Raw genomic sequence first — 26800 nt, forward strand, 5'->3', positions numbered from 1 at the left:
AGGAGCCCCCGGCCCGCCCGGAGATTACGCCGCGGAGTGCCCTCCGGCGCCGCCGCTGGCGCCGACCTGAACGGTCCGAAGGATCCTGGCCGCCTCCGCCACGTGCTCCTCGACCGTCACGACCCGCCGCTCGACCGAATCCACCCGGGCGCACCCGTCGGTGCAGGCGCCGTCGCAACGCATCATCGCGAGGGCCTCCGCGCACTGGGCCAAAGCGTTGCCGGCCTTGGACAATTCCCGGTGAAGGTCCGAGTAGTGGCCTTCGCGGGACGCGGGGATATCCGTGGACTGGCTCGGGGCGCTCAGTTGGGCACCGATGGCGATCTCACGCACCTCGGGCAGGAGGTCGGCGAGACGATTGGCGGAGGGCACCAACTGTTCGAGCGCCTGTTCGTCGGTGACGCGTTCCAGGATCTGGTGAAATCGGTCCAGGCCACGTCGAAACCTGTCGTGGGCACGGCGCCAGACACCGTGTCCCATGTCGGCCTCGTCGCGACGCCCCTGCACGAATTCCTTGAGTCCCACGATCCTCCCGTCCTCCCGACCGGCGGGTTAGGTATACCTCACCAGGATACAGGGTCTCCATCTTATTGACACCCTGTCACTGAAAGATTCTCGCAGAACCTTCCCCGACAGGGCATCAAACCCTCGCGCCGGACATGGCCGGCGAGGATACTGGGTTTCACTGCTGACGTTCAGCTCCCCGAAACCTGGCGTCACACCGGGGCCGCGAGAGGTGACGGCAGGAATTTTCCGGCCTGAGATGTTCTTTGAACTGACAGACTTCTCGTCACCACCTTCTGAAGGGATGCCCACCATGGCAGGATTTACCACTCGCACGATCCACGCGATCGAAGAGATCGACAAGGGAGCCGTCACGCCCCCGATCTATACGGCCTCAACGTTCCTCCAGCCCACCGAGGGCGGGGAAGGGGAATACGAGTACCAGCGCGGCGGCAATCCCACGCGCGATTCGGCGCAGCGCACCCTCGCCTCGCTCGAGAATGCGCAGCACTCGTTCCTCTACGCCACCGGCATGGCCGCGACGGCCGCCGCCCTCGGCACGCTCAGGGCGGGCGACACCGTCCTGATGAACCTGCCGGTCTACGGCGGCAACTACCGGTTCGCGACCATCGAATTGCCCAAGCGCGGAGTCGATCACCGTTTCCTCTTGGACCCGAATACCCTCTCCGACGCCGACTTCGACGACTCGGTCAAGGCCGTTTTCCTCGAGACCCCCGCCAACCCGACGCTGCGCGTCTCCGATATCCAGCGGATCTCCGAGCTCGCGCACCGCCACGGCGCCATCGTGATCGTGGACAACACGTTCCTCACCCCGTACCTGCAACGCCCGCTCGAACTGGGCGCGGACATCACGGTTCAGTCGGCCACCAAGTACCTCGCCGGACACGGAGACCTCTTGGGCGGCGTCGCGTCGACCAACGACGACGCCCTCGCCGAGGAGCTCTTCAAGGCCCAGTTGATCTCCGGGGGAATCCTCTCCCCGATCGATTCCTACCGGCTCTTGCAGAACGTCAAGACCCTCGCCCTCCGCATGGACCGGCAGCAGGAGAACACGCGGAAGATCATCGAGTTCCTCGAACAGCATCCCGCCGTCGCGGCGATCCACACCCCCGGTTCCCACAGCAGCGAGGAAGCCGAGATCCAGCAGCGGCAGGCGGACGGGAAGGGCGCCGTGTTCTCGATGGAGCTGGCGGAAGGACGGGATGTCCGGGCCTTCCTGGGCCGCCTGTCGGTCTTCGGCTTCGCCGTCAGCCTCGGAGGGATCGAATCGCTGCTGTGCCTGCCGGCCGGCATGACCCAGGGGGCCTACGCCGCGTCGGATCTGGAACGCTCCGACATCGCGGAGAACCTGATTCGCGTCGCCGTCGGCATCGAAGATGTCGAGGACCTCATCGCGGATCTGGACCACGCGCTCGATGCCGCATAGAAGGTCGAGGAGAACCATGATGTCCCAACCCACCCGACGCGGCGCGCTGGGCCTGCTCGGCCTCGGGGCGCTCGGGTCGATTCTGGCGGCGTGCTCCTCGGACGAGTCAGCCTCCGGGTCAGCAACCTCCGGGACCGATCTGGCGACGATTCGCCGGAACGGGACCGTGCGGATCGGCATGGAGGGCACCTTCCGGCCCTACGGCTACCACGATTCCTCGGGCCAGCTCGTCGGTTTCGAGAAGGAGATCGGCGACCTCATCGCCCGCGATCTCGGGGTCAAGGCGGAGTACGTCGAGACCCAGTGGGATTCGCTGATCGCCGGGGTCAACGCCGGACGATACGACCTGATCATCAACAACCTCTCCGCGACGGACGAGCGCAAGGCCAAATTCGACTTCTCGATCCCCTACGCGGAGACCCAGGGCAAGGTCGGCGTCGCGCAGGACTCACCCCTCAAGCACACCCGCGAGATTTCCGGGCATTCTGCCGCGCAGACCGAGACGTCGAACTTCGGCCAGGAGATGGCCGCGGCCGGCGCCAACCTCGTGCCCGTCACGGGCTTCGACGAGGCCGCGATGCTCGTGTCCTTCGGGCGCGTCGATATGACCGGAAACGACTTCGTGACCTTCCAGGCCTTCTTCGAGCAGCGTCCGGACAACAAGTTGCGTTTGCTCGAGGGAAACCTCGGCGACCCCTCGGAATCCGCCGTGCTGATGGGCAAGGGGCAGACCGAGCTGAAGACCGCCATCGATCAGTCGTTGCGGACGCACATGGACAACGGCGACCTGAAGAAGATCTACGAGAGGTACGTCAAGACGGACCTCACTCCCCCGACCGCCACCTCGTGAGCTAGGCGAAACTATGAACGACATTCTGAATCTCTGGGCACAGTCTCTGCCCCAGCTGTTGGTGGCGACCATCTCGGTCACCATCCCGCTGAGCATCATCGCCTTTATCCTTGCCCTGATCGTCGCGGTGCTGGCAACCTCGATGCGCATGGGCCGCGTGAAGGTCCTGCAGTGGATCTCTCGCTTCTACGTGTGGCTCTTCCGCGGCACACCCATCCTCGTGCAACTGTTCATCATCTTCTACGGCCTCCCGGCCGTGGGCATCACGCTCTCCGCGTGGACCTCAGCGATCATCGCCTTCACCCTGAACACCGGGGCCTATGCCGCGGAGACGTTGCGTGCCTCCGTGCAGTCGATCCCGCGCGGCCAGTTGGAGGCGGCCAAGACCCTGAACTTCACGAGCTGGCAGACCCTGCGGCACGTGATCGCGCCCCAAGCGATGCGCATCGCGCTCCCGCCGTTGGGCAACGACCTCATCGACCTCGTCAAGGGGACCTCCCTGGTCATGGTGATCACGCTGTCGGACGTGTTCCAGGTGGGCCGCCAGATCGCGGCGACCAATTTCCAGCCGCTCTCGTTGTACGTGGAAGTCGCCGTGATCTACCTGGTGATCTTCACGATCCTCTCCTTCATCCAGAGCCGCGTCGAGAAGGCATCCTCGCGTTACGTCAGGAGCACCAATGCTTGAGTTGAACACCGTGTCCAAGAGCTACGGAGAGAACACCGTCCTGGACGGCATCGATCTGACGATCCGCGACGGAGAGACCACCGTCATTCTCGGACCGTCCGGTTCCGGAAAGTCGACCCTGCTTCGCATCATGGACCTTCTCGAGGTCCCGGAATCCGGGTCCCTGACGATCAACGACGACGCCGTGACCTTCGGCGAGCGCCTGACGGACGCCCAGATTCGCGCGATCCGGCGCCATTCGGCCATGGTCTTCCAGGGATACAACCTGTTCCCCAACCAGACCGTGCTGAAGAACGTCGCGTTGCCGCCCGTGCTCAACGGCAGGATCTCGGCCTCGGAGGCCGACGAGCGTGCCCGTCAGCTCCTCGACAAGGTCGGCCTGGGCAATCGGCTCTCGGAGTACCCGGATAACCTGTCCGGCGGACAGCAGCAGCGGGTCGCGATCGCTCGGGTCTTGGCCGTCGCCCCCGATTACCTGCTTTTCGACGAGCCGACCTCGGCCCTGGACCCCGAACTCGAGGCCGAGGTTATCAAAGTCCTGGTCGATCTGGCCCACGAAAACCGGTCGTTGGTCGTCGTGACGCACAATATCGCCTTCGCGAAAAAGGTCGCCGACCGGGTGATCTTCCTGGACGACGGGCACATTGGCTACGACGGGGCTCCCGCGGAATTCTTTGCCTCCGAGAACGAGCGCATCCGTCGGTACCTGAGCACCTTCACCGCCGTCTAGGCGCTTTTCGGGGCGGAGCACGCCCCCATGCCACAGGGCATGTTCCCCGCCGCTTCGTGCGGGGAACATGCCCTGTTTCTCTTCACTCTTCGCCCCTGGGGACGCGGCGGCGATGCGACCCTAGCAGCACCGCGCCCCGGGGTTGGCTTCCTGGTGATCCGTCAGGGACCTCCAATATTCCTTTTCGCTCATCGGCGGCTCGGAGCATCCGGACCGTCGGTGATAGTCGAGGTAGCGCTGGTACTTATCGGCGCCCAAGACCCCCGAGGCGAAACGGGCGAGCGCCGAGCCCCGGATACGGGCGAGGTATGACGTCTTCATGGTGAACACTCCTTTCGATGGCCCGGCTACGACCGCTCGGGCGAGGCCGCAACCGGCTCCTCGCCTCGGGTGGCCGAGTACTCGGCCCATTCCTTTTCCAGGGCCCGTTCCGACGGCGAGGGGATCAATCCTGACGGCGCGTAGAACTGGGACTCCACGAACGGATCCTCGTGGTCCGCTCCTCGCTTGCCCGCGAAGGCCCGGACCGTGACGATCACGGCCGTGATGACGACGATCAGCGTCAACACCACGAACAAGATCGACAACGACCCCTGGACCAGGGTGTTCCGGACCACCGCCTCGATTTCCGCGGGCGATTTGGCCGTTCCGAATTTCTGCGCCCCCGTGTCGAGCGCGTCCTTCGCCGCGAAGTAATTCGCCCAGTACCCGACCTTCGGATCGGAAGAGAAGATCTTCATCCACGAGCCGACCACGGTCACCACCACGTCGAAGGCCAGCGGAAGCGCGATGATCCACAGGTACCTGAAACGACCCTTCTGGGCCGCGATCGCCAGGCACACCGCCAGGCCCACGGCCGCCAGCAGCTGATTGGCGATGCCGAAGAGGGGATAGAACGTGTTGATACCGCCGAGGGGATCGGTCACTCCCAGGATCAGGATCGACCCCCACCCGAGCACCATGACCCCGGTGGTGACCCACGCGCCGACGCGCCAGTGAGGGTCGCGGAACTTCGGAATGAAATTGCCCAAGGTATCCGAGAGCATGAAACGCGAGACGCGGGTTCCGGCGTCGACGGCCGTGAGGATGAACAGCGCCTCGAACATGATCGCGAAGTGATACCAGAAGCTCATGAGGTTCAGCGACGGAATCATCGAGTGCATGATGCCGGCCATGCCGACGGCCAGGGTCGGGGCCCCGCCGGTTCGGGAAACGATCGTGTGCTCGCCGACCCCCTGGGCCGTGGCGGACAACTGGTCCGGCGTGACGTCCACCCCGGTCAGGCCCAGGGAATTCACGAAGGCAGCAGCACCCTCGACCGTGCCGCCCGTGGACCCCGGCCCCGAGTTCATCGCGAAGTAGATCCCGCGATCCACGGTGATGGCCGCGACCAGCGCCATGATCGCCACAAAGGACTCCATGCACATGCCGCCGTAGCCGATGAAGCGCGCCTGGCGTTCCTTTTCGACCATCTTCGGGGTCGTGCCGGAGGCGATGAGCGCGTGGAACCCGGAGAGGGCCCCGCAGGCGATCGTCACGAAGAGGAAGGGGAACAGCGAGCCGCTGAACACCGGGCCGTCCGACCGGGAGGCGAACTCGCTGAAGGCGGGAACGGAGATCTCCGGACGCACCACGATGATGCCGACGGCCAGGAGGATGATGGTTCCGACCTTCATGAAGGTCGACAGATAGTCGCGCGGGGCGAGTAGGAGCCACACGGGCAAAACCGCGGCGATGAAGCCGTAGATGATCACGAACCACGCCAACGTCACGCGGTCAAGGGTAAATATCTGGGCGCCCAGATCCGACTGGCCGACCCAGCCGCCGACGATGATCGCCACCATCAACAGCACGAATCCGATGAGCGAGATCTCCATGACCTTGCCCGGCCGGATGTACCGAAGGTAGACCCCCATGAACAGCGCGATCGGGATGGTCATGCCGACGGAGAAGACCCCCCACGGCGACTCTCCCAGGGCATTGACCACGACGAGCGCGAGGATCGCGGTAATGATGATCATGATGGCCAGCGTCGCGACGATCGCCGCGTATCCGCCGACGACGCCGAGCTCGTCGCGGGCCATCTGCCCCAGGGAACGCCCGCCCCGACGCATCGAGAAGAACAGAACCAGGTAGTCCTGCACGGCACCCGCCAGGATGACGCCCGCGATGATCCAGATGGTCCCCGGCAGGTAGCCCATCTGCGCGGCCAGGACCGGCCCAACCAAGGGCCCGGCCCCGGCGATGGCGGCGAAGTGATGGCCGTAGAGGACCCTCCGGTCCGTCGGCATGTAGTCCTTGCCGTCTTCGTTGTACTCGGCCGGTGTGGCCCGGCGGTCGTCCGGCTTCAGGAGCTTCCGCTCGATGTACTTCGAGTAAAAGCGGTAAGCGATGAAATAGCTGCACACCGCCGCGAAGACGAACCAGATGCCGTTGACCGTCTCGCCGCGCACGAGCGCGACCATGACCCAGCTGAACCCGCCGACCAGCGCGATCAGGACCCACACCAGGATTTTCTTCCAGGTCCAGGTGGAGTGTTCCTTCTCCAGGATCTCCGGATCGACGTGATTTGCCGGCCGCTGACCGGCGGATTTCGGTGGTGTATCGACGGAACCAGCGGATGCGCTGCTACTCATCGTGAGCCTCCATTGCCTCGATGACTTCAGTGATTGATGCGACTGAAATCATCATGGCATATGGCGGAGACCACGAATCTTTTATGTCAGCCCATCACCAGCACGGTTTTTCCCCGTTGATCGGCCGAATCGAAGAATTCGTGAGCGGCCCGAACCTCGTCGAGCCCGAACCGTCGTCCGACCAGCGGATCGATCAGCCCGTCCGAGACCATGCGCCACACGGTGCCCGCCATGAGCCGAAGAATTTCGCCTTTCTTCTCCGAGGTCAGCGCGCGCAGGGTCGTTCCCCGGACCGTCGCCCGCTTGGTCATGAGGGCGCCCAGATCCATCGAGCCGTGCCGGCCGCCCTGCACCGCGATCACGGTCAGCAGACCGTTCACGCTGAGCGAGGCGACGTTGGACTCCAGGTACTTCCCGCCGACGACGTCCAGGATGGCCCGCACGCCCACGCCCTGGGTCTGTTCCCGGATGATCTCGGAGAAGTCCTGCTCGCGATAGTTGATGACGGTCGCCTGTCCCAGCGTCCGCGGCGCATTCTTGGCCGCGTTGGCCTCGTCCTGGCGCGCGAGGAGGTCTTCGACCCAGGCGACCTTCTCCGCGCTGCCGACGGTCGTGAAGACGTGGTAGCCGAGCGCCCGGCACAGCTGCAGGGCGTGGGTTCCGATCCCGCCGGTCCCGCCATGAATGAGGACCGACTGCTCGCCGTCCTTCTTTCGGGGACCGTCCGGGTTGAGCCCTCCGGGCCCAAAGAGGTTCGACCAGACCGTCGCGGCGACCTCGGGCAGGCCCGCGGCCTCTTCCAGATCGATATTCGCCGGGGCCGGGAGGACCTGCGCGTGGTTCACCACGACCTGCTCGGCGTATCCGCCACCGGCCAGGAGGGCGACGACCTTGTGGCCTTCCTTGAGGAACGAGGTGCGGGCCGCGTCGTCACCCAACGCTCGGACCGTTCCGGAGACCTCGAGGCCGTAGACGCTCGACGCCCCTTCCGGCACGGGGTATTTGCCCTGTCGCTGCAAGGCATCGGCCCGGTTCAGCCCGGCGGCCGCGACGTCGATCAAGACGTCGTCCGGCCCCAGCTCCGGGGTGGGAATCTCCGAGACCGTCAGAACTTCCGGTCCGCCATGCTCGTTTTCGACGACTGCCTTCATTCGGTGCCTGCCTTTCGTGACGGGGACCCACGCCTTAGACAAGGCATAGGACTGAGCGGTAAGATCAACAATCGCGTGCTCAGGGATCATCCCCAGTGTAGGGATATCCCCTGAAGACGAGGAAGCTTGTCCGAGCGGCCGAAGGAGCCGGTCTTGAAAACCGGTGTGCGGCAACCCCGTACCATGGGTTCAAATCCCATAGCTTCCGCCACCGAAATGGCCCCGGATCGCTGTCATCACAGCGATCCGGGGCCATCGGCCGTTAACGGCCGGCCGCTCCCTGAGGGCCGGGTCTGAATTTGCCCGAAACCCGCTCACCGCGCGCGCCGACGCGTGGCGCGACGGGTCAGATCTGCTGCAGCAAACCGTTGAGCCCCTCGCTGGTCGAGGGATGCGTGTAGATCGCATCGCGAAGAGCCGTGAAGGGCAGATCGTGCTTCATCGCGAGGGTGATCGTGTTGATCAGCTCTTGGGCATCGATGCAGAACAGCGTGGCACCCAGGATCTTTTCGCTCTTGCGGTCCACGACAACCTGCATGAATCCGCGCGCCTCGCCCATGGACTTGGGCCGGGGCATCACGGCGATGTCGGCCACCTTGGCCCGGGCGACGGCGACGTCCCAGCCTTCGGCCTCGGCCTTCTCCCGCGCATCGGTGGCCGAGAGGCCGACGCGGGCAAACGGCGGGGTGATGAACGTGCAGTTCGGCACCGGCCCGCGGTCGGCCAGCGACCGGCCGGACTCGCCCTTACCCGCGAGCAGCTGATCCTTGACGATGCGGTGATCGTCGTAGGAAACGAAGGTGAACTGCGGCCCGCCGTTGACGTCGCCGACGGCCCAGACGTTCTCGGCGCTGGTCCGGAGGAAGTCATCGACCACGATCCCGCGCTCGGTCGTCTCGACGCCCGCCGCCTCGAGGCCCAGGCCCTCGACGTTGGGAACGCGCCCGGTGCAGATGAGCAGCGCGTCGGCCTCGAGGGTCTGCGCCTCGCCCTTCGCGTCCAGGTTCAGGGTCAACGGGGCGGCCTGATCGGCGGGAGCCTCGACGGAGGTCAGGGAGGTGCCGAAGCGGAACGTCACGCCGTTCTGCGTCAGAACCTCTTCCAGGGCCTCGGAGGCCTCGGGGTCCTCGCGCACGGCGAGGCGGTCCGCGATGTCCACGACCGTCACCTCGGCGCCGAACTTGGTGTACATGTTGGCCAGTTCCAGCCCGATGAATCCGCCGCCGAGGACGGCCAACCGAGCCGGCAGATTCTCCCGGTCGACGAGGCCCGTGCTCAGCAGAACCCTCGGATCGTCCAGGGGGTTCTCCGGCAACCCCTTGAGGCTGGGAACGCGCGGGGTGGCGCCGGTATTGATGATGACGTGATCGGCGGTGACCTCCAGCTCGTCCGAGCCGGCGGTGACCTTGATGCGACGCTCGCCGACGAATTCACCGTGGCCGTCGATGACCACGACGCCCGGCTTCTCCACCATGGCCAGGTTGGCGGCGTTCATCGCGGCCCGAAGCGCCTTCTTCCGCTCCATCGCCGAGGCGTAGTTTCCCGGCCCATCGTGGGGACCGGAGGCGGTCGCGGCGTGAAGCTCGGCATCGTGCAACAGCGTCTTGGTGGGGACGCACCCGATGTTGATGCAGGTGCCCCCGTACATGTCCGAGGATTCTTCGATCAGCGCGACGCTCCGGCCGGCTCCGGCGAGCCCCATAGCAAGCGTCTTGCCCGCCTTGCCGAAGCCGATGACGACGGTATCGAAGTGGGTGGAATCGATGTGATCAAGAGTAGTCATGCGTTGTCCCCTCGAGTTGATGCTCAGTGCGCCTTGGCGCAACGGGCGACGCGGCGTCGTCGCCCGCCTTCACCACGGGGAGATCACCGGGGTGGACCACCCCGCGCCGCGCGGGCGCCCCATGGATTGCAGAATTGTAGCAACCTGTTGTCAAAAATTGAATTTTCCACAACGACCCCGCCGCCCCGGCCCCTCGGGCCACCGTTATTCCCGTGCGTGAGCGGACTTCGACCCGAGCGGTCGGCCTCAGCCCAGGATGTCGGCGACGATGTCGTTCGAGTCCGCCACGGTCCCGGACCCGAATTCCAGGGCGGCGTCGGCCTCGGCCGCGATCGCGGTGCCCCACTGCACGGAGGAGAGTTGCAGGCCGAGCACGTAGATCCCGTCCGCGGCTTCGCCGGAGGCGGAGACGAGCCGGTAGGGCGGCTTCGTGACCTCCAGGCCCTTGGTCGGGACGGGGGCCGCGGCATCCGCGAAGTGCATCTGGTAGGGGCGCGCCAGGCCGTCCTCGAAGAGCCGTCCGATGAGGGGCGAGGTGCTGACCCGGACGTCGTTCGCCGGGGCGAGGGCCTCGATCAGCCAGTCAGAGTGCACGGGCTCGTCACGGACCCAGGGGGACGACGCGATGAAGCACCCTTCCTCCTCGTCGGCGCGGAAGACGGGGTCCGGCCCGAGGAAACGCAGCACTCCCGCGCGGGCCAGCGCGGCCATCTGCTGAATCCTCAGGGCGGGCGGCCCCGAGGCCAGCCCGTCGACGAGGCTGCCGAATTCCCGCTCGAGGCCTCGCACCCAGGATTCGTCCGAGATGCCGTGATCCCGCACCGCGTACTTCACGACCGCCCGCGCCTGGTTAAGAGAACCGATCGCCATCTTAAGGGGGCTGTCTTCGCCCTCGATGGACGCGGAGACATCGCGGTCGAGGAAGTGCACCAACGCGGCGGCGTACTCCTCGTGGGACGTGAAGCTCTGCCCCTCGAAGGGACAGGTCAACCGCTCGGGGGTGAAGACCAGATTCCGGGGGATCCGCTCCGAGACCAACCGGTCCATGCGGTTCCACCAACTGCCGTGTTCGACATCCGACAAGATCTCGTCCACGCGGTCGAGAAACTCCCGGGGATCCCCGGAGATCGACCCGGGATTGACCCTGACCAGGGTCCGGTAGTAATTCCATTGGGCATCGCGCCTGATCAACGGCCAGTAGTCGACCTCGAAGTCCACCCGCCGGCCTTCCTCGCGCGCGAGCTTCTGGGTTCGGTCAACATAGGCCCGGGTGAAGTAGCGATTCTCCGTCGATCGCGGATAGTAGGAGTCCAGGAGGGCCTTGGCCCGGTACGGGGTGCCCCTCCGGGAGCCGACCCACACCTTCGGTTCGCGCCCGCAGGCCCGGTAGATCAGGCGCTCGGGATTCTCGGGGTCCGGCTCGAAGACACCTCCACGACCCTCCGTGAGTTGCGCCAAGACATCGTGGAAATTCAGGCCCATGCCCCGCACCAGAACATTGGTGCCGCCCGGCAGGCCTTCCCACCGAACGTCGGCCGGGACCGCCGGTGGCCAGTAGTGCAATCCACGACTTTCGGCGAATTCCATGAGGTCCCGCTGGTCCTCACGCAACCTCGCGTCGGTGTGGCCCAAGGCCAGCACCACGGAGTGCGCCGCGAGCAAGACCCCGTCGCCGAGTTCGACGAGATAGGGCGTGGCCGACTCCGTTTCGGCGGGCGCCACACGAACGGCCTCCTGGGAATAGCAGCTCAGCCGCAGGTTCTTCGGCAAACCGGCCCGCAAACGCGCAAAGACGTCCGCCAGATACGTTCCGTAAAGCTTGCGGGACGGGAAACCGGTGCGCGTCAGCTCTCGCACCTCGGCCAAGTCTTCATCCGAGAGTCCGATGTAGGGAAAGCTCGAGTCCTCCGCGACGCTCCGGCGCCACGCCTCAAAAGTCAGGCCCTGGATCTCCGGTATGGGCGCCACGTAGGCACCACCACTCGTGTCCACCGTGGCTTTCGACGGGACAACCGTGGGGAAAAAGGAGGGGGTATTCATGAGGAACAGCCGGGACTGATCGGTTCGCCACACGTGTCCGGGGCCGGGAGGGAACGGGTCCACGAGGTGGACATCAAGGCTTTTCTCCGGCGCGGACGCCGCGTGCGCCGCGATCCTCTCCAAAATCGAGAGTCCGCGGGGACCGGCTCCAATCACGACAATTCGATGAGTTCTTCCCATGCACTCCAGCGTACTGTGCCGTTGCGCAAATCCCCTTTTGACCCAGGGCCCCGATTATCGCTAAGCTAATAAGGCTGTTATGCGCGCGTCCGTTGTATCGGACTCGGCGGTATAACACCATGGAGACGTGCCAGAGCGGCCGAATGGACTTCACTGCTAATGAAGGGTCGGGGTTAAACTCGACCGGGGGTTCAAATCCCCCCGTCTCCGCCACGTACGAAAAGCGCGGCACCGCAACGCCGGTGCCGCGCTTTTCGCGTCGAACCCCCTGTTCCGCCATCCATTTCACAGGACCCGGAGGTATGGACCCGTGGTATCACGCGTCGCAGGAATCTATTCGCCTCGCCTGAGCGCGGGAGGCGGCGCCGAGGCCACCGTGCTGCGCGCCGCGACGGCCCTGTCCGCCGCGGGCCATGAGGTGTCGGTCTTCTCGCCGTCGGAGGTGGACGTCCAGGCCCTCGAGAGCCACTTCGGCATGAGTCTCCGCGGCATCCGGTTCGTGAAGCTCCCCGAAGAATCGGGGCGATGGTCGCGCCTCCCCGTGGCCGTCCGCAACCTTCTACTGGATCGGCGCCAAGCACGATTCCTGCGCGCCCACCGATTGGGGCTTTTCGTCAACGCGACCTTTAAGAGCAATATCCCGGGCGTCGGTTCTCGCACGGTGTATTACACCCATTTCCCGCACCGGCTACACGTCGCCCCGAGGCGCCGACTCCACGCGGTCTACCTGGGGTTGGTTGATCTGGCGCGCCGGATCCTGCTGCATCCCGGGCATCCCCACGCGGTCCACACGTACGAGACCGTCTTGGCGAATTCCGAATTCACCCGCCGGAACATCGCCGACCGGTGGGGACGCGAGGCCACCGTGGTCTATCCACCCTGCGGCGTCTCCCCCGCGAGCGCCGAGGAACCGCGCGAGAAGATCATCGTGACGGTCGGCCGCTTCCAGCCGGGCTCCCCCGATATCCCCCAGAAGAGCCAGGGCACCATGGTCCGCGCCTTCCGCGAGATGACGGACCTGCATCGTCGGGGGTGGCGGTTCGTCCTCGTAGGTGCGCTCGGCGACGACGAGCACAGCCGCGCGTTCTTCCGCGTGCTCACCGAGCTGGCGGACGGTCATCCGATCGAGTTCCGCACCAACGTCTCCCGCGAGGACCTGGAATCGACCCTTCGCCGCGCTTCCGTGTATTGGCATGCCCAGGGGGTCGACGGGGACCCGATTCGTCGCCCGGAGACCCAAGAGCATTTCGGAATTTCCGTGGTCGAGGCGATGAGCCACGGGGTCGTGCCGCTCGTCTTCGGCTCCGCGGGGCCGAGCGAGATCGTCTCTCGCCTCGACCCAAGCCTGACCTGGCAGAGCACCGACGGCCTCATGGACGCGACCCGCACGCTCCTCGAGGCGGACCGGCTCCCCGAGCTCTCGCGACAAGCGCGTCAGGCCGCGGAATACTTCTCGGCCGAGCGGTTCGACCGCCAGTTCCTCACCGCGTGCGGCGTTGCGCCCACCGGTCGTAAGCCTCGGTGACGATCCCGCCCCACTGGGCCACAAGATTCTCGGGAAAGTATTGGCTCGCGATCTGCCGGGCCCGTTGCCCCATCTCTTGGAGGCGATCGGGCTCCCGCAGCGTCCGCGCGAGGGCCCGCTCGTAGGCCTCCTCGGTCATCGGCGTCACCAGCACGCCGGCGCCATCGGGCAGCAACCCACGGACCCCCGGCGAGCAATCGTAGGCGATCGAGGGGACCCCCGCCCGGCCCGCCTCGATGATCGTCATGCCGAACCCCTCGGCGCGGCAGGTCACCAGGTTGACGCTCGCGGTCTCGTAGACGGACTCGACGTCGTCGGTGGAGCCCTCGAGCACCACGCGGTCGCCCAGGCCGGCCTCGCGGATCTGCCGCTCCAGGACCTGACGCTCGGGACCGTCGCCGTAGAGCCGCAACCGCCAATCGGCGAGGTCGGGCTCGGCCGTGACCTTGGCAAAGACCCGAATCATGAGGTCGAAGAGCTTTTCGTCGACGAAACGTCCGAGCCCAACCGCCTCCGGACGGTCGAGCGCCAAGAACCTCTCGGTGGGCCGAATCGGGTTGCCCACCGAGGAGACCGGCGCGTCGATGATTCCGGAGAAGAGCTCGGCGTCGCCCTCGGACAAGGCCGTGAAGGCATCCAGGCCCGTGCCGAATTGGCCTTCGACCATGTCGCGGAGGTTCTCCTCGACATCGAGGCTCTCGTACTGCGCGTGGTGCTGACCGATCAGAGGGAAGGACCGATCTCGGAGGCGCACCCCGAGCCCCTCCAAGGCCAAGGAGGCGCTGGCGTGGGTCACGACCACGACGGTCTCCGGTCCCAGATCATCGAAGTAGGCGGCGGCCCGACGGGCGACGCGCCGCCGGTCCCAGCGCTTCCACGGCAAGCGGGCCAGACCCGCGATGCGTTGCAAAACCCCCAGGCCCTCGGCGCGGACCGTGGACCGGAAGTGCAGGTCCTCCCGGTCAAAGATGGTGGTCGTGGGCACCGTGGGAGCACGGGTTCCCGGCTTGATCGAGACGTGTTCCACCGCGAGCCCCGCCTCGCGTAACGCGTGGCTCAAGGTTTCGGTCGAGGTCGCGCCGCCGCTCATTTCGGGAATGCGGTGGCAGACGAACACGACGCGTCGGCAGTCATCCGGCCAGGTCTCGGGCCTTCCGGCGGCGTTGTGGGGCACGAATTATCCTCACCGAGGGTCAGGAAGCGAACAACCTGGCCGCTCTTGCTGGGCATCGCCCAAGTGGCAGTCTCACGAGGGGGAACGCCTCGATCTTATCGCCAACAGGTCCACCGAAGGGCTATTCCCGCGCGACGGGGTCGTTGCGGACGGGGGCCGCGGCCTCGTCCTGCGGCAAGAGCTTGAGCCCCACCGTGGCCCCCACGATTCCGAGGATGCAGAGCACCTTGAGCCACGACACGGGCTCCCCGCCCGTCGCCATGCCGTAGACAACCGTCAGCGCCGCCCCGATGCCAGTCCACATCGCGTAGGCGGTCCCCATCGAGATCGTCCGGGTCGCCTGGGCGAGCCCGGCCATGCTACAGACGAAGGACACCACGAAGAGCACCGTGGGCCCGAGGCGGCTGAAGCCGTCCGATGCGCTGAGAGCGGTGGCCCACACCGCTTCGAGAACCGCGCTGATAAGAAGAAAAATCCAGGCCATGTCAGCTCGCCACCTTCAGGCCGACGATCGATGCCACGAGGAGGACCAGCAACGCGATCCTTGCCGCGGTGGGACGCTCCTGCCGGGTGGCAAATCCCCAGATGACGGTGAGGGTCGCGCCAATTCCGACCCACACGGCGTAGGCGGTGCCCACCGGCAAGGTCCTCATCGACCACGCGAGGCCGGCCAGGCTGACGAGCAGGGCAACGAGGAAGAGCACGGTGGGTTTCCACCGGCGCAGGCCGTGGGAGGCGGACAGCGCTGCCGCCCACACCATCTCCAGGGTCCCGGAAAGTATCAGAATGATCCACGCCATGACGACATCAGCCTCTCGCGAGTCAGTCTTGTCGTGGTGCGGGTACTGCTCCCTCGTCCGCAGGCCGGAGAGCCCGGCCTCACCGGAAAGATATCAACTTGTCACGAAGGCCCGCAAGAGGGCGTCGGCGCCGTCGAGGGCGGCCCACGGTTTATCCAGGGTCATGACCGCCAGGGCGGCCGGCGGGAACCCGGACGAGGCATCCATCACGGCCTCGTAGTTCGAATCCCGCGACGCGAGCGAAAGAACGGCTTCCTGAACGGCCGGGAAATGGGCGATCACCAGCAGGCTGTGGACGGTCTCGGGGGTTCTGCCGATGACCGACAGGAGGTTTCGCGTGGGGGCGTTGTAGAGCCGATCCTCAAGGCTCGCGGTGGGCGCTTTATCCCCGAGCGCGTCGCACACCCAGGTGCAGGTCTGACGGGTCCGCAGCGCGGACGAGGAGGCGATCATCTCGGGGACGACGCCCTCCCGAAGCATCCACCGCCCCACGGCCGGCGCGGTCTCGTGGCCCCTGCGCGTGAGGGGCCGGTCAAAATCGCTGGTGCCCCACGGCAGGTCCGCCTCCGCGTGCCGCATGATCATGAGGGTTTTGCCTTGGGAACGGGGATCGATCAGGGGGCTCATGGGTCAAGTCTACAAAGGAGCAGTGCGCCGGATCGGGTCGCCCCCTAGCAACACAACGCCGGCCCCCTCCAGTATGGGAGGTGGCCGGCGTTGCCCTGAGCGCATCCGCTCGACGGCGAAGAACCGCGCGGCGGCTCAGATCGAGTATTCGGGGGCCGCCCACACGACGACCTCGGGGTGCTCGTAAAAGCGGTAGCCCTGTCCGCGCACGGTCCTCACCGTGTTGGACAAGCGGCCCAGCTTGGAGCGCAAGCGCCGGATGTGCACGTCGATGGTGCGCTCATTGGGAGTTTCATCGGCGTCGCGCCACAGCGACTCGAGCAATTCCTCGCGCCCGGCGGTGCGGCTGGAATTCTCCACGAGGTAATTCAGAAGTTCGAATTCCTTGTAGGTCAGGTTGAGCACCTCGCCGTCGAGGAAGACCTCACGGCGCGAGAGATCGATCAGGACACCGGCCGGCTGGTTCGGCTTCGTTTCCGAGCTCGGCATGTGGCTCAGCGGTGCAACCTCGGCCTGGCTCTTGGGAGCCGTCGGGTCGCCGAGCGCGTCGCGCACGACCTCCAGGTCGCTGCCCTCCGCGCCGGCGGGGGCGATGGCGACCGCGGCGTAAGACTCGGCCTGCGGGACTAGGGTCTGCGCATAGGCGCGGATATCCTGCACCATGCGCACCAGCGACGTGCCGTTCTGGGCGGCCACGTCCTCGTTGAGCCCCACGTACAGCACGAATCCTCGCGCCTCGTTATCGGCGGTGACGGGACGGACCGATGTGCCGTTCTCTCCCTGATGGGTCGTGGCGGCGGGATTCATGGCGCGCAGGGAACGGTAGTCGGTTGGCTCTCCCACGGCTCCGCGGCCCGTGACGGTTGCGTGACGCATGGCGGGATTGGTCCCGTTCGCACGATTCCGCTGTGAGATGTGCACATATCCGGGTGCGCCTGTCATAAGATCCCCGTTTCTCCACAATGTAGACACCACGGCAGGGGCCGTGGGATTGACTGGGCCGCGACGAGCGACACGACCATGCGGACCGCCACCGACCCGGAACGTCTGGGACGTTTGTTCGCGCCGAGGGGCGTAGACCCGCCCCTCCATGCTCCCCCGGTTCCCAGGTTCCCGCAAGTAACAATCGGACGAAGCGTCCATATTGTGGGACAATCAGTCTCAAATATGCATTCTGACGAAAATATTATGCATAACCATGCTTGATGGAAAAACGGTGGATCGCCGCGATTCCCCCACCATGCGGCCCCCTATCGAGCCCGGGAATCCGGGGAGCATGTAAAAATCACATTTGTTGGTTCATGTCAAGGGGGAGGGATCGCATATTTTCTCCCTCCCGCCCGGTACCCAGCATTCCCCCAGGAAACCGCGGTTTGTTAGAACATAACTCGCGAGTACAATTCCGCTCGGCTCGCGAGGACCCGTTCGTCCGGAACCGCATCCGATCGATTTCCCCACCCCGGGCCGCGTCGAAGGCGCAAAAAAGCTCCCGGGGCGAACAATGGCTGTTGCCCCAGGAGCTCTTCCTCGTCACGCGGCGGACTTATGACCAGTGGTATTTATCACACGGCGCGCGGTATTGGTCAGTCCACAACCCCGTACAAGCGGTCCCCCGCGTCACCGAGACCCGGAACGATATACGCGTTCTCGTCGAGCCGCTCGTCCCGGGCGGCGAGAAAGACGTCCACGTTCTCCATGCCCTCGACGCCACGTTCCAAGGCCTGAAGCCCCTCGGGGGCGCCCAGGATGCACAGGCACGTGATGTGGTCGGCCCCGCGATTGCGCAGGAACTTGATGGACTCGATCAGGGTGCCGCCGGTGGCCAGCATCGGATCCAGGACGTAGACCTGGCGGCCGGTCAGGTCGTCGGGGAGACGCTCCGCGTAGGTCACGATGTCCAAAGTCTCTTCCTGGCGCGCCATACCGAGGAATCCCACCTCGGCGGTGGGGATCAGACGGGTCATCCCCTCGAGCATTCCCAATCCCGCCCGCAAGATCGGCACCACCAGGGGCCGAGGCTTGGCGATGACCGATCCTTCGGCCTGAGCCACGGGAGTCTGCACCGTCTTCGGCTCGACCCGAATCTTCCGGGTGGCCTCGTAGGCCAGGAGGGTCACGAGTTCGTCGACCAGCTGGCGGAATTGTGGTGAGGTGGTCTCACGATCCCGCAGCACGGTGATCTTATGGGTAACCAGGGGATGGTCCAGAATCTTGACTCGCATGGCTCCCAAACTACCGCAGAGAATGGAACCATGACGCATAATCCACAGCTCCATCACGAGTGGATGGGACTCGCTCTGGCCGAGGCTCACCGAACATCGGCTTCCGGAGATGTCCCGGTCGGTGCGGTCGTCATCGACGCGGGTGGAAACGTCGTCGGCCGCGGATATAACCGCCGAGAGGCCGACGCGGATCCGGTGGCACACGCCGAGGTCCTCGCGATCCGGTCGGCCGCGGAGCGCCTGGGACGCTGGCGACTGGACGACTGCACCTTGGTCGTCACCCTGGAACCGTGCACGATGTGCGCCGGGGCAACGCTCTTGGCGCGCATTCCCCGGCTCGTGATGGGCGCTTGGGACGACAAGGCCGGGGCCGTGGGCTCGGTCTTCGACGTCCTGCGAGACCGCCGGCTCAATCACTGGGTCGAGGTGTTTCCCGACGTCCGGCGCGAAGAGTGCGCCGCCATGTTGCGAGATTTCTTCGCCGCGAAGCGCGGCTCTTAACCATCGCGGCGCCCGCCACCATCCGCGGTGCACAGAATCACACCCGGTGGCGGAGGCATTGGTAGAACTGACCGGTCAGTTCAACTAAGGTGGATCGTGTCATCGCTCCGCCCGCACCGCGACCCCCTCTGCGCGTCCTCGCACCGCTCGCTCAGTCCCCGCCTCGGGCCCCTTTCCCCCTGATGACTCGTTTTCAAGGAGTAATTCCGTGCTCGAAGTCGAGGATCTTCAATCGAAGGGGCGTCACGCCCCGCTGATTTATCCGACCTCATTCACCGTCGAACTCGGTGAGCTCATTCTGGTTCAGGCCAATTCGCAGCTCGAACGTTCGGCCCTGTCGCTGACCCTCACGGGCCGCATGAAGCCCGGGGACGGCGTCGTCTCGTGGGACGGCAACACCCGGAGCAAGGACCTGCGCAAGGCCTCCGCGATCGTCGATTCTCCCGAGGTCAATCAGATGGAGAGCCACATGCGGGTGCGCGACTACGTCGCCGAGATGCTGTCCTACATGCCCCACCGCTTTCTGCGCCGCCCCCAAGCCGGGCCGTGGCTCGAACAGAACGGGCTCGAGGACCTCGACAACCTCTGGGACGAACAGCTCACGGGAACGCAGCGGATCCGACTCATGGCCGCGCTGGCTCGCCACGATCGGTCGGCCGACCTCCTCGTCTTCGATACCCCCTCACGTCACGCTAACCACACCGCGACGTGGCTTCCGCTCTTGCACGAGCTCGCCCACGACGAGGATCACCCCCGAACCGTCGTCGCGGTGGTCCCCCACATCAGCGAATCCTGGCACGGGCTCAGGGCCGTCGTCGGGCACCCGACCCAAACTCCCCATGTCCCCGCGGGGTTGGGCCTCGACCAGCTTTTCGAATCGAACCACATTCAGGAGGAGAGCGCGTGACCGCCATCCGACTCGCACTCAGTGAACTCAAGCGCATGACCGGCGGGGTCTTCCCCAAACTGGTCATGGTCGCGCTCGCCTGCGTCCCCCTGCTCTACGGGGGCGTCTACCTGTATTCCAATTGGGATCCGTACGGCAAGGTCGATCACGTCAGTGGCGCCATCGTCATGGAAGACGCCGGCGCCAAGGGTCCCGACGGCAAACAGATGAATACCGGCCAGAGCGTCAAGGACAAACTCCACGACTCCGGAACCTTCGACTGGCACGACGTCTCGACCCGCGACGAGGCCGTCGACCAGGTGACCAAGGGCGAGACCGACTTCGCGATCGTGATCCCCCAGGACTTCTCCGAGCGCTTGCTCTCGACGTCCCGTTTCGCGCCGGACGAGAACGGCAAGCCGGGCACGGTGGATCCCCAGAAGGCCGGCCTGGAAATCGTCACGAATGACGCCAACAACTACCTGCTCACCAACATCGTGGCCAAGGCCGGAACGACGATCCGTGACGAGGTGGCCGCGCAGGTCGGCGACCAGACCTCCCAGCAGATGCTCGCGAGCTTCACGGACATTCATCAGCAGATGTCCAAGGCGACCGACGGTTCCCAGAAGGTCTCCGACGGCGCCGTCAACCTCTCGTCCGCCGTGGATCAGCTCAAGGACGGAACCTCGTCCTTGGCCAGCGGTGCGCAGCAACTGAATCAGGGCTCCCACGCGCTCGTCGACGGCGAGAACCAGCTGGTCGACGGCAACGCGCAGGCGCTTTCGGGCACCCAGCAATTGGACGGCGGTGCCCAACAGCTCAGCGGCGGCGCCTCGACCCTCGCGGATGGGACCCAGCAACTAGCCGACGGCTCCGCACAGCTCAAGCAGGGCACCTCGACGCTCGCCGGCGGCTCTTCCCAGCTCGCGGACGGGACCGCGAAGCTCTCGGATGGCGCCGGCCAGGTCGCCCAGGGCGCCTCCACGCTGAATCAGCAGGTCCAGGCCTCCGGGATCAATGACCTCGGACAGAACCTGACCGCGATGTGTCAGGATCTCTCCGCGGCGAACACCTCGGATCCGAGCGGAAGGCTCGGCAGCGACGTCTCCAACGCCGTCGCTTCCGAAGCCGCCACCGCCACATCGGAGCAGGTCAATGCCCTCGTGAAGCAGGGGGTTCTCACCCAGGATCAGGCCGACAACATCACCCGCTCGGTATCGGGCCAGGACACCAAGGATCGCCTGGCTAGCGTCGCCACCGACAAGCTCAATGCCGCGGAGAGCTCCGGGCCCGCCGCGTCTTTGCAGAAACTGCGCGACTCGAACTGCGCCACCGACGGATCCTCGACCGTGGCCGCGCAAATCTCGCAGCTGACGGGCGGAATTGCCCAGCTGGATCAGGGTGCGGCCGGCGTGGCCGATGGCGCCAAGAACGCCAACGACGCCGCCCAGCAGGTCGCGAGCGGGGCCGGAACCATCGACCAGAAGACCGGCGAGCTCTCCGGGGGCGCCGCCAAGGTCAACGACGGCGCCCAGGACCTCAAGAACGGCGCCGGCACGCTGGCGGGTTCAACAGGACAGCTGGTCCAGGGCTCCCAGCAGCTCTACGACAACCAGGTCAAGGCCCGGGACGGGGCGCAACAGCTCGCCGACGGCACCGATCAGGCCGTCCAGGGTTCCTCCCAGCTCGATCAGGGGGCATCTCAGCTCCAGGGTGGCTCGGGAGACCTCGCGAGCGGGTCGCAGAACCTGACCAAGGGTCTGCGCGACGGAACCAACCAGGTCCCGAACCTCAACGGAGACCAGCAGTCGACGCTGGCCTCGGTCATGTCCGACCCCGTGTCGGATAACCACAGTTCGCTGGCCTCGGCCCGCAACTACGGCGAGGGCATGGGACCGTTCTTCATCGTGCTCGCCCTCTGGATCGGCGTGCTCATGGCCGGTCAGTTCTTGCGGGCCAGCAATAATCGGGCCCTCGCGTCCGGGACGTCGAGTTTCCGCGTTGCGCTGGGCTCGTGGGGGCCGTTTGCCGTGGTCGCCGTTGCCCAGACCGTGGTCCTCTTCGCCGTGGTTCGGTTCGGGCTCGGATTCGAGATGACCCACCCGTGGCTGACCTTCTGGTTCCTCTTACTGACCTCCGTGACGTTCAGCGCGCTGGGACAGGGGCTGATATCCCTCCTCGGGTCGCCAGGCAAGCTTCTGGTGTTGATCCTCCTGATACTCCAGTTGGTCACCTGTGGCGGCATGATGCCCTACGAGACCCTGCCGGAACCCCTCAAATGGATGCACCACGTGTTGCCCATGGGGTACGCGCTGACCGGTGTCCGACGCCTGGCCTACGGGGTCAATGAAAGCTCGGTCCCGCTGCTGGTCCTGATCCTCGTCGGCTTCTTGATCCTCGGCGTGGCGATCAGCCTGCTCGGGTCCGTCAAGAGCCGGACGTGGACGCTGTCCAAGCTGAATCCGGAGGTCGAGCTGTGAGCACCTCGGAGGAAACACGCGCTGGCAAACCCCGACCCACGGTCAAGCGCCGACCTGGACGCACGTCCCGGACCCAGCTCAAGCTCTTTGAATCGGCCATGGTCATCATGAGCGAGAAGGGCCCGACCGCGACCACGGTCGACGAGATCGCGGCCAAGGCCGGCGTCTCGAAAGGCACGGTCTACTACAACTTCGGCTCCAAGAAGTCGATGGTCGACGGGCTGCTTCGGTACGGCGTGAACCTGGTTCTGGAAAGCATCGACGACGCGGTCGACGAGGTCGATGATCCCCGCGAGCGCTTGACCCGCGCCACCATCGCGGCGTTGCGGTTCCTCGAGACCCAGCCGGGTTTCGCGCGACTCGCGATCGCCGAGATGTGGCGCCCCAACGGGGAGGCCAGCTCGCCGGTGCTCTCGGAACAACGCGGCGTGATCATCGATCGCGTGACCGAATTGGTCGAGGACCTCTCGGAGAAATACGAGGTCTCCCCTACGCCGGACAGCGCGTCGATGGCCGTTGCCATCTTTGGGGCGACGTTCATGCTCGCGATGGATCGGGAGATGAACCACTCGGCCAGGACCACTCAGGACGCGACCAGGGCGGTATCGAAACTGGTCGATGGCTACATCCTGGGCCCCGTCGAGTGAGCAAGCCAACAGGTCCGCAGCGGAGAATCGGACGGCCCCAAGTTGAGTCAGGCTCGCCGAGTCGGTAAAGTAACCGAAGTTGGTGACGTGTCCGAGCGGCCGAAGGTGCGACACTCGAAATGTCGTGTACGGTAACCCCGTACCGAGGGTTCAAATCCCTCCGTCACCGCTCAGTGAGAAGCCCTCACATCCTTGATATACCGGGATGTGGGGGCTTTTTCGCGTGCGGGTCACCATGCCCGCGGCCCCATTCAGCTCATCGGTTGAAAAATCGTACTACCCCGAGGAAAGGCCGCCCCTTCGCATCCGGGTCGGTAGACTCGCATCGCAGTCCATCGCTTAGCCGGCCGACTCATCGCGAGCGGCCGTGGAGGTTTCATGTCCGAGTTGTCGTCTCCCGATATTCGCACCGTCAACGCCGAGCAGGTCCTGGCTCATCTGCCCATGAGAGCGGCGGTTGACGCCCTCAAGCAGGCCCTTCTGCAGGGATTCGACCCTTCGCAGGCCCACACCCGCACCTCGGCTGGGCTCACCCACGGCGAATTCCTCATGATGCCGAGCGAGTTTGGCGACTACGCGGGGGTCAAGATCCTCACCGTGGGGCCGGGAAATCCTCAGCGCGGCCTCCCCAAGATCCAGGGCCAGTACCTCCTCTTCGACGCGGACACGCTCGCCCCGCTCGCGCTGATCGACGGCGTCGCGCTCACCGCGATTCGCACGCCGGCCGTCTCCGCGTTGGGTGTCGACATTCTCGCCGCCCCGGACGCCTCGGATCTGCTCGTCTTCGGGACCGGCCCCCAGGCCGAGTACCACGTCCGGGCCGTGGCCGCCGTGCGCGAAATCTCGCGGGTCGGCATCGTCGGGCGCAGCGGAAATAAAACGGATCGTCTGGTCGCGGCCCTGAACGCGGAGGGCTTCAACGCCCGGACCGCCTCGGAAGACGACGTGGCCGGCGCCGACATCATCACCTGTTGCACCGCGGCCAGCGAGCCGCTCTTCGATGGGGAAGCCGTGCGGGACGGCGCCGTCGTCGTGGCGATGGGATCGCACACGCCGGACGCCCGGGAGACGGACGACGCGTTGGCCCGCCGGGCCGCGTTCTACGTCGAAGACGTCGACACCGCACTGCGCGAAGCCGGCGACGCCGCGATCGCGATTCAGCGGCACCTCCTTCGCAGGGAAGACCTCCGCGACCTGTCCACCATGGTCTCCGAGGGAAAGCGCACGACGTCCCGCCCGGCCCTGTTCAAGACCGTGGGCATGGGCTGGCAGGACCTCGTGACCGCGAAGGCCCTCTTCGAGAATCTTCCGGGCTAGCCCCGGCCGGTCGCCTTCGGCCACGGAGACCTGACGTGAAGACTTTCCCCCTCGACGACATCGCCGACGCCCTGCCCGCCGCGCAACTCCTTCCGTTGTTGACCCGGTGGTGGCGCGATGAGGGCGTGCGCCGCGCCGTCGTCGAGGCGCCGCCGGGGTCGGGGAAGACCACCGTGATCCCGCCGCTGATGGCAAACCTTGCCACGGCCGACGCCCACGGAACCGGGGCGGCGCGCAAGGTTCTGGTCACCCAACCTCGACGCATCGCGGCAAGATCCGCGGCCCATCGCCTGGCGCAGCTCTCGGGCACCCCGGTCGGCGACCTCAGCGGTTATACCGTGCGCGGGGAGCGGAAACACTCCGCGGCAACCCGGGTCGAATTCGTGACCACCGGCGTCTTGCTCCGGCGCTTGATCCGCGACCCGGAGATGGCCGACGTGGGCTGCATCGTGCTGGACGAGGTGCACGAACGACACCTGGACTCGGACCTGGCCGTGGGCATGACGACCCAGCTCGCGCAGATGCGGGACGATTTGTCGGTCATCGCCATGTCCGCGACCCTCGACGCATCGCGCTGGGCCGACCTGCTGGGCACGGAGGCCGGGCCCGCGCGCATCGCCTCGGCCACCGTCCGGACCCATGATCTGACGCAACGATGGGCGCCGTCGCCCACGCCGCCCCTGGATCTTCGGGGCGTGACGCCCGGATTCTTGAGCCACGTCGCCGAGACCGTCGTGGCGCAGCTCGATGCCGCCGATGGCGACGCCCTGGTCTTCCTGCCGGGCGCCCGGGAGATCGACCGGGTCTCGGGACTCATTCGAGGGCTCGCTCCGAGGGACGTCGAGATCATGACCTTGACCGGGCGAACTCCCGCCGCGGAACAGCAGCGCATCCTTTCACCGCGGCCGGTCGGCGACGGGCCCCGGCGCGTCATCGTTTCCACGAACGTGGCCGAATCCGCCGTGACCGTCCCAGGGGTGCGACTCGTGATCGACGCGGGCCTGGACCGGCAACAGCGGCTGGACACGCTCCGCGGGATGAGCGGGCTCGTCACCGTGGGGGCCTCGAAGGACTCGATGATTCAACGCGGGGGTCGTGCCGCCCGCGAAGCCCCCGGCACGGTCGTACGCTGCCTGAGCTCGGCGGACTTCGCCGCCCGGCCCGCCTCCACGCCCCCGGAGATAGCGACCAGCGACCTCACCTCCGCGGTCCTCGACCTGGCGTGCTGGGGTGCCCCCGGCGGGGAAGGACTGCGCCTTCCGGACCCGCTTCCGCCCCGGTCCCACGAGAATGCCCGATCGCTGCTCCGCACCCTGGGGGCGATCGACGAGGATGGCCACGCGACCGAGACCGGGCGACGCCTTGCCGCGGTTCCCACCGATCCCCGGCTCGCGAGGGCGCTGTTCGACGGCGCAGACCTCGTCGGCCCCCGGGCCGCGGCCGAAGTCCTCGCGGCCATCGACTCGGACTCGAGAGCCCCCGGCGCCGATCTCTGGGCCGCCGTCAGGAGCCTGAAGCGGGAGGGTGGCGCGACCTGGCGGAAGGAGGTCGAACGGCTCATGCGCGAGGTCGGCGCGAAAGACCAGGGCGGGCACGCGACCGAGCAGTCGACGGCGCTCGTCACCGCCCTCGCTTTCCCCGACCGTATTGCACGGCGTCGCGACCGCGGCGACGAATACCTCATGACCTCCGGAACCGGGGCGGCACTGCCCCGGGGGTCGAGCCTCGCAGGACAGGAGTGGTTGGCGGTGGCCGACGTCGCCCTGGTCCACGGGGCCCGGTCATCCGAGCCGCCGCGGTCTTGGATCCCGACACCGCGGAACTCGCCGCGGCGGAGATGCTCCGCGACGAGGAGGTCGCGACCTTCGACGCGTCTCGTCGGGGCGGCAAGGTCACGTCCCGAGACGTCACCGCGCTGGGAGCGATCGAGCTGTCGTCGGCTCCGCGGCGTCCATCGCTCGAGGCGGGACGCCGCGCCGTCAGGGACGCGATCGATCGCGTCGGCTTCAAGGACTTCCTCTCGCCCTCGCCAGCCTTTGAAACGTTGAGGGCGCGTGTGGGGCTCATTCACGCGGTGTTCGGCGATCCGTGGCCCAGGGTCGATCTACCGACGCTCGCCGCCACCGCGGACACCTGGCTCGCGCAGGGCCTCGACGCCATCGCCTCGGGCGGCTCGCCCACGTCGGTGGACACGGTCTCGGCCCTGCGGGGCCTCCTCCCGTGGCCGGAAGCATCCCGCCTGGACGATATGGCGCCCGAACGCATCTCGGTGCCGAGCGGGTCCTCGGTGCGATTGACGTACCCCGCGCCGGAGGACCACGAGGCCGAGCCTGCCGCGCCGGTTTTGGCCGTGAAATTACAAGAATGCTTCGGATGGGCCGAAGGACCGAGAATCTGTGATGGACGAGTCCCGGTGGTTCTGCACCTGCTCTCTCCGGCGAGGCGACCCCTGGCGGTCACGCAGGATCTCTCGAATTTCTGGACCAACGTCTATCCGCAGGTCCGCGCCGAAAATCGCGGTCGGTACATCAAGCATCCGTGGCCGGAGGACCCGTGGAACGCGGTGGCCACCGCCAAGACCAAGCGAGCTTCCGAGCGCTGAGCCGGCCCAG

Annotated in this window: 24 protein-coding genes, 3 tRNA genes and 1 riboswitch; of the genes, 15 read left to right on the forward strand and 12 right to left on the reverse strand. The window is 66.2% G+C overall.

The genetic code is table 11. From position 1 onward, the window contains the following. Positions 1-24 precede the first annotated feature (24 nt). The gene (locus tag CURSPS6_RS07995; RefSeq protein WP_030015405.1) at positions 25-525 is read right to left on the reverse strand and encodes a hypothetical protein; all 501 of its coding nucleotides are present in this window, start codon (positions 523-525) and stop codon (positions 25-27) included. Positions 526-817: 292 nt separating this feature from the next. Here CURSPS6_RS07995 and CURSPS6_RS08000 point away from each other — a divergent pair, with 292 nt between their 5' ends. From CURSPS6_RS08000 to CURSPS6_RS08015, 4 genes are read left to right on the forward strand one after another with little or no spacing between them, the layout of a single operon-like run. Beyond that, complete coding sequence (locus CURSPS6_RS08000) at positions 818-1951, forward strand: trans-sulfuration enzyme family protein (RefSeq protein ID WP_030015406.1); 1134 nt, start codon at positions 818-820, stop codon at positions 1949-1951. Positions 1952-1967: 16 nt separating this feature from the next. After that, a complete protein-coding gene (locus tag CURSPS6_RS08005) occupies positions 1968-2801 on the forward strand; it encodes a transporter substrate-binding domain-containing protein (protein ID WP_051687747.1) in 834 nt (277 codons plus the stop codon). A 13-nt stretch (positions 2802-2814) separates the two neighbouring features. Beyond that, entirely contained in the window at positions 2815-3489 is a 675-nt protein-coding gene (locus tag CURSPS6_RS08010) for an amino acid ABC transporter permease (RefSeq protein ID WP_030015408.1), read from the forward strand. Next, complete coding sequence (locus CURSPS6_RS08015; RefSeq protein ID WP_030015409.1) at positions 3482-4219, forward strand: amino acid ABC transporter ATP-binding protein; 738 nt, start codon at positions 3482-3484, stop codon at positions 4217-4219. The genes CURSPS6_RS08010 and CURSPS6_RS08015 overlap by 8 nt, the downstream gene beginning before the upstream one ends. Before the next feature lie 120 nt (positions 4220-4339). Here CURSPS6_RS08015 and CURSPS6_RS08020 read toward each other — a convergent pair whose 3' ends face one another. The 3 genes from CURSPS6_RS08020 to CURSPS6_RS08030 all read right to left on the reverse strand — a co-directional run bounded on the left by CURSPS6_RS08020 (position 4340) and on the right by CURSPS6_RS08030 (position 8006). Then, the gene (locus CURSPS6_RS08020; protein ID WP_030015410.1) at positions 4340-4540 is read right to left on the reverse strand and encodes a YbdD/YjiX family protein; all 201 of its coding nucleotides are present in this window, start codon (positions 4538-4540) and stop codon (positions 4340-4342) included. A gap of 26 nt (positions 4541-4566) precedes the next feature. Then, entirely contained in the window at positions 4567-6855 is a 2289-nt protein-coding gene (locus CURSPS6_RS08025) for a carbon starvation CstA family protein (protein WP_051687748.1), read from the reverse strand. 86 nt (positions 6856-6941) lie between these two features. Further along, the gene (locus tag CURSPS6_RS08030) at positions 6942-8006 is read right to left on the reverse strand and encodes an NAD(P)H-quinone oxidoreductase (protein WP_030015413.1); all 1065 of its coding nucleotides are present in this window, start codon (positions 8004-8006) and stop codon (positions 6942-6944) included. Positions 8007-8126: 120 nt separating this feature from the next. On the opposite strand from CURSPS6_RS08030, the gene CURSPS6_RS08035 reads away from it, so the two are divergent. After that, positions 8127-8217, forward strand: a tRNA-Ser gene (locus CURSPS6_RS08035). Positions 8218-8352: 135 nt separating this feature from the next. On the opposite strand, the gene CURSPS6_RS08040 is transcribed toward CURSPS6_RS08035, so the two are convergent. Both CURSPS6_RS08040 and CURSPS6_RS08045 read right to left on the reverse strand, forming a co-directional pair. After that, a complete protein-coding gene (locus CURSPS6_RS08040) occupies positions 8353-9789 on the reverse strand; it encodes a dihydrolipoyl dehydrogenase family protein (RefSeq protein ID WP_030015414.1) in 1437 nt (478 codons plus the stop codon). A 246-nt stretch (positions 9790-10035) separates the two neighbouring features. Next, a complete protein-coding gene (locus tag CURSPS6_RS08045) occupies positions 10036-11985 on the reverse strand; it encodes an FAD/NAD(P)-binding protein (RefSeq protein ID WP_235503697.1) in 1950 nt (649 codons plus the stop codon). A 145-nt stretch (positions 11986-12130) separates the two neighbouring features. Here CURSPS6_RS08045 and CURSPS6_RS08050 point away from each other — a divergent pair. Together CURSPS6_RS08050 and CURSPS6_RS08055 are read left to right on the forward strand one after the other, a co-directional pair. Beyond that, positions 12131-12222, forward strand: a tRNA-Ser gene (locus tag CURSPS6_RS08050). Between the two features lie 97 nt (positions 12223-12319). Beyond that, complete coding sequence (locus CURSPS6_RS08055) at positions 12320-13534, forward strand: glycosyltransferase (protein ID WP_030015417.1); 1215 nt, start codon at positions 12320-12322, stop codon at positions 13532-13534. On the opposite strand, the gene CURSPS6_RS08060 is transcribed toward CURSPS6_RS08055, so the two are convergent. The 6 genes from CURSPS6_RS08060 to upp form a co-directional block, all read right to left on the reverse strand. Continuing rightward, positions 13491-14708: a glycosyltransferase gene (locus CURSPS6_RS08060; protein WP_030015418.1), complete on the reverse strand. Its 1218-nt coding sequence runs from the start codon at positions 14706-14708 to the stop codon at positions 13491-13493. The two genes, CURSPS6_RS08055 and CURSPS6_RS08060, sit on opposite strands and share 44 nt — an antisense overlap. A 121-nt stretch (positions 14709-14829) precedes the next feature. Then, positions 14830-15192: a DMT family transporter gene (locus CURSPS6_RS08065; RefSeq protein ID WP_051687749.1), complete on the reverse strand. Its 363-nt coding sequence runs from the start codon at positions 15190-15192 to the stop codon at positions 14830-14832. A 1-nt stretch (position 15193) separates the two neighbouring features. Then, on the reverse strand, positions 15194-15508 hold the full coding sequence (locus CURSPS6_RS08070) for a DMT family transporter (RefSeq protein ID WP_030015422.1): 315 nt from the start codon (positions 15506-15508) through the stop codon (positions 15194-15196). 16 nt (positions 15509-15524) lie between these two features. Continuing rightward, positions 15525-15591: riboswitch (guanidine-III (ykkC-III) riboswitch) on the reverse strand. Positions 15592-15601: 10 nt separating this feature from the next. Continuing rightward, a complete protein-coding gene (locus tag CURSPS6_RS08075) occupies positions 15602-16135 on the reverse strand; it encodes a SixA phosphatase family protein (RefSeq protein ID WP_200910874.1) in 534 nt (177 codons plus the stop codon). A 135-nt stretch (positions 16136-16270) separates the two neighbouring features. Then, entirely contained in the window at positions 16271-17077 is an 807-nt protein-coding gene (locus CURSPS6_RS08080) for a winged helix-turn-helix domain-containing protein (RefSeq protein WP_030015424.1), read from the reverse strand. Positions 17078-17718: 641 nt separating this feature from the next. After that, entirely contained in the window at positions 17719-18357 is a 639-nt protein-coding gene (gene upp, locus CURSPS6_RS08085; protein WP_030015426.1) for a uracil phosphoribosyltransferase, read from the reverse strand. Positions 18358-18387: 30 nt separating this feature from the next. On the opposite strand from upp, the gene tadA reads away from it, so the two are divergent. The 8 genes from tadA to CURSPS6_RS12815 all read left to right on the forward strand — a co-directional run bounded on the left by tadA (position 18388) and on the right by CURSPS6_RS12815 (position 26790). Continuing rightward, complete coding sequence (gene tadA, locus CURSPS6_RS08090; protein WP_030015427.1) at positions 18388-18858, forward strand: tRNA adenosine(34) deaminase TadA; 471 nt, start codon at positions 18388-18390, stop codon at positions 18856-18858. A gap of 208 nt (positions 18859-19066) precedes the next feature. Continuing rightward, complete coding sequence (locus CURSPS6_RS08095) at positions 19067-19765, forward strand: hypothetical protein (protein WP_030015429.1); 699 nt, start codon at positions 19067-19069, stop codon at positions 19763-19765. After that, on the forward strand, positions 19762-22224 hold the full coding sequence (locus tag CURSPS6_RS08100) for a YhgE/Pip domain-containing protein (protein WP_030015430.1): 2463 nt from the start codon (positions 19762-19764) through the stop codon (positions 22222-22224). The genes CURSPS6_RS08095 and CURSPS6_RS08100 overlap by 4 nt, the downstream gene beginning before the upstream one ends. Next, positions 22221-22871 (forward strand): TetR/AcrR family transcriptional regulator, encoded by a 651-nt coding sequence (locus CURSPS6_RS08105; RefSeq protein ID WP_030015431.1) that lies wholly within the window; start codon positions 22221-22223, stop codon positions 22869-22871. The genes CURSPS6_RS08100 and CURSPS6_RS08105 overlap by 4 nt, the downstream gene beginning before the upstream one ends. Positions 22872-22952: 81 nt before the next feature. Next, positions 22953-23040 (forward strand) — tRNA-Ser (locus CURSPS6_RS08110). Between the two features lie 209 nt (positions 23041-23249). After that, positions 23250-24188, forward strand: a complete 939-nt coding sequence (locus tag CURSPS6_RS08115; RefSeq protein ID WP_030015432.1) for an ornithine cyclodeaminase family protein — start codon at positions 23250-23252, stop codon at positions 24186-24188. Positions 24189-24223: 35 nt separating this feature from the next. After that, complete coding sequence (locus CURSPS6_RS12355) at positions 24224-26236, forward strand: helicase-related protein (protein ID WP_030015433.1); 2013 nt, start codon at positions 24224-24226, stop codon at positions 26234-26236. An 8-nt stretch (positions 26237-26244) separates the two neighbouring features. Beyond that, entirely contained in the window at positions 26245-26790 is a 546-nt protein-coding gene (locus CURSPS6_RS12815; RefSeq protein ID WP_235503698.1) for an ATP-dependent helicase C-terminal domain-containing protein, read from the forward strand. Positions 26791-26800 lie beyond the last annotated feature (10 nt).

The sequence above is a fragment of the Curtobacterium sp. S6 genome, from assembly GCF_000710345.2.
Classification (GTDB): Bacteria; Actinomycetota; Actinomycetes; order Actinomycetales; family Micrococcaceae; genus Rothia.

Coding starts and splice junctions, on each gene's coding strand:
- CURSPS6_RS08065 (WP_051687749.1), bottom strand. CDS start 15,192: ATGGCCTGGATTTTTCTTCTTATCAGCGCGGTTCTCGAAGCGGTGTGG.
- CURSPS6_RS08000 (WP_030015406.1), top strand. CDS start 818: ATGGCAGGATTTACCACTCGCACGATCCACGCGATCGAAGAGATCGAC.
- CURSPS6_RS08075 (WP_200910874.1), bottom strand. CDS start 16,135: ATGAGCCCCCTGATCGATCCCCGTTCCCAAGGCAAAACCCTCATGATC.
- CURSPS6_RS08005 (WP_051687747.1), top strand. CDS start 1,968: ATGATGTCCCAACCCACCCGACGCGGCGCGCTGGGCCTGCTCGGCCTC.
- tadA (WP_030015427.1), top strand. CDS start 18,388: ATGACGCATAATCCACAGCTCCATCACGAGTGGATGGGACTCGCTCTG.
- CURSPS6_RS08070 (WP_030015422.1), bottom strand. CDS start 15,508: ATGGCGTGGATCATTCTGATACTTTCCGGGACCCTGGAGATGGTGTGG.
- CURSPS6_RS08010 (WP_030015408.1), top strand. CDS start 2,815: ATGAACGACATTCTGAATCTCTGGGCACAGTCTCTGCCCCAGCTGTTG.
- CURSPS6_RS08080 (WP_030015424.1), bottom strand. CDS start 17,077: ATGACAGGCGCACCCGGATATGTGCACATCTCACAGCGGAATCGTGCG.
- CURSPS6_RS08015 (WP_030015409.1), top strand. CDS start 3,482: ATGCTTGAGTTGAACACCGTGTCCAAGAGCTACGGAGAGAACACCGTC.
- CURSPS6_RS08020 (WP_030015410.1), bottom strand. CDS start 4,540: ATGAAGACGTCATACCTCGCCCGTATCCGGGGCTCGGCGCTCGCCCGT.
- CURSPS6_RS08115 (WP_030015432.1), top strand. CDS start 23,250: ATGTCCGAGTTGTCGTCTCCCGATATTCGCACCGTCAACGCCGAGCAG.
- CURSPS6_RS08030 (WP_030015413.1), bottom strand. CDS start 8,006: ATGAAGGCAGTCGTCGAAAACGAGCATGGCGGACCGGAAGTTCTGACG.
- upp (WP_030015426.1), bottom strand. CDS start 18,357: ATGCGAGTCAAGATTCTGGACCATCCCCTGGTTACCCATAAGATCACC.
- CURSPS6_RS08040 (WP_030015414.1), bottom strand. CDS start 9,789: ATGACTACTCTTGATCACATCGATTCCACCCACTTCGATACCGTCGTC.
- CURSPS6_RS08025 (WP_051687748.1), bottom strand. CDS start 6,855: ATGAGTAGCAGCGCATCCGCTGGTTCCGTCGATACACCACCGAAATCC.